The sequence below is a fragment of the Thermodesulfobacteriota bacterium genome (assembly GCA_040756475.1).
GTDB lineage: Bacteria > Desulfobacterota > Deferrisomatia > Deferrisomatales > JACRMM01 > JBFLZB01.
Map to the genome: position 1 here is coordinate 1 of JBFLZB010000354.1, position 1,866 is coordinate 1,866.

The 1,866-nt window shown below is 70.4% G+C and carries 2 protein-coding genes; both read right to left on the reverse strand.

Going from position 1 to position 1,866, the window contains the following annotated elements:
- The coding region (locus AB1578_23655; GenBank protein ID MEW6490894.1) for a sugar ABC transporter permease at positions 1-326 on the reverse strand (326 nt) is incomplete at its 3' end.
- A 10-nt stretch (positions 327-336) separates the two neighbouring features.
- Positions 337-1,677, reverse strand: coding sequence for an ABC transporter substrate-binding protein (locus AB1578_23660; protein MEW6490895.1), 1,341 nt, complete (start codon positions 1,675-1,677; stop codon positions 337-339).
- Positions 1,678-1,866: the final 189 nt, after the last annotated feature.

Sequence of the window (1,866 nt, forward strand, 5' to 3'; positions counted from 1 at the left end):
CCCCGGCCCGGAAAGCGGCGGTTGATCACCAGGGCGATCCCCAGCCCCAGGAGGAGCTCCAGCGCGGTGGTAGCGAAGACGAAGACCAGGGTATTGCGAAGCGACCGCAAGGCGACCCCGTCGGCCGCCAGGTCCCGGTAGTTCTGGAACCCGACGAAGGCCTCCCCCAGGTGGGGCAGGCCCAGGACGATCCGGTGGAGGCTCAGATAGAACGAGTAGGCGATGGGGTAGAAGGCGAAGACCGCCACGAACACAAAGCACGGAGCGAGCAGGCACGCGGCGAAGGCCCGCTCCCGCCCCTCTGGCGTATGGAACCGGAGCTCCAAGACCCCGGCCTCAGCGGGCCAGATCCAGGATGCGGTCCACCTCCGCGGAAGCCTCCCGCGCCAGGTGGTCCAGGTCGGAGGACCGGTCGGCGATGGCGGTGCTGAAGTAGCGCTGGAGCACGTTGGAGACGGCCGGATAGACCGGGGTGCGGGGCCTCGGGTACGCGGTGGCGAAGACCTCCGCCATGGCGCCCAGGTGGGGCTGGGCGGCCAGCACCTCCGGGTCCTCGTACACGGCGCGCCGGGTTGGAGCGAGCCCCGCACGGATGGCGAGGAGCTTCTGGGTCTCGAAGCTCGTGAGGTACGACACCAGGCGCCAGGCGGCGTCGGCGTTCCGGGAGAAGCGGCTCACCCCCACCTGCCAGCCGCCCAGGGTGGCCGTGCTCTCCCCCTGGGGGAACCGGGGAAGCACCGAGAGCCCCACCCGCCCTTCCACGCGGGATTTCTCCGGATTGTTGGCCACCTCCCACGCATAGGGCCAGTTGCGGTGGAAGACGGCCTTGCCCTGGACGAAGAGGTCCAGGGACTCGGGCTCGGCGTAGGTGAGCACCCCCCGGGGGGCGGCTCCCCCGATGATCCGGTCCCGGACGAACCGCACCGCCTCCAGGGCGGGCTCCTCGGCCAGGGCGCTTCGCCCCGTCCGGGGGTCCACCGCGTGCCCGCCCCGACTCAGGATGAACTCCAGCATGTCGCAGACCAGCCCCTCGTACTGCTTGAACTGCCCGGAGAAGCCGTGGAGCTCCTCCCCGGCTTCGGTCCCCCGGGCCACGATGGCCGCCGCCTGAGCGACCATCTCCTCCCAGGTCTCCGGTGGCTCGAACCCGTGCTGCGCGAGCAGGTCCTTGCGGTAGTAGAGCATGCCGCTCGCCAGATAGAGCGGCACACCGTACAGACGGCCCTCGTAGGTGTTCGCGAGGATCGCCCCGGGGAGGAACTGCGCCCGCTCTTCTGGGGGAAACCGCTCGTCCAGGGGAAGGGCCCAACCGGCAGAGCCGAACTCGGGAGGCCAGATGACGTCCATGAGGAAGACGTCCACGTCCGGGCTCTGGTTCTTGAGCTTCTGGGTGAGGAGGGCGTGGAAGGCCGTGGTGGAGTGGGGGCCGACCTCCCGAACGACCTTGAGGTCCGGATTGCGGGCCTCGAAGCGGGCGAACACCTCGTCCCACACCTCGGGCTGGTTGGGCCGCCAGGTCACCAGACGCACGGGGGTCGGCTCGTCGGGCTTGGGCGTCTTCTCCGCACACCCCGGGGCGCCGGCGGCGACGAGCCCCGCCACTGCCAGCCCGAGCCACTTCGGAACCGCCTGGTGGCCGACCTTTCGGCGCCCTGCCGCCAAGCTGCGGTTTCCCATGCTCCACCTCCTCGCCAGTCTGCGTGTGCCACCCCGGACGGGCCTGCCCTGGCGACACCGTACCGGAGCCGAACGAGACTTCAAGGTCCGCGGCGACTTCCTCCCGTTCCAGAACCGGCTGGCGGCAGCTCGCTCTTTTCGCGCTGCACCAGGCGCACCTCCCGATCCCACCGCCCACCGTCCTGGAGG

Coding starts and splice junctions, on each gene's coding strand:
- AB1578_23660 (MEW6490895.1), bottom strand. CDS start 1,677: ATGGGAAACCGCAGCTTGGCGGCAGGGCGCCGAAAGGTCGGCCACCAG.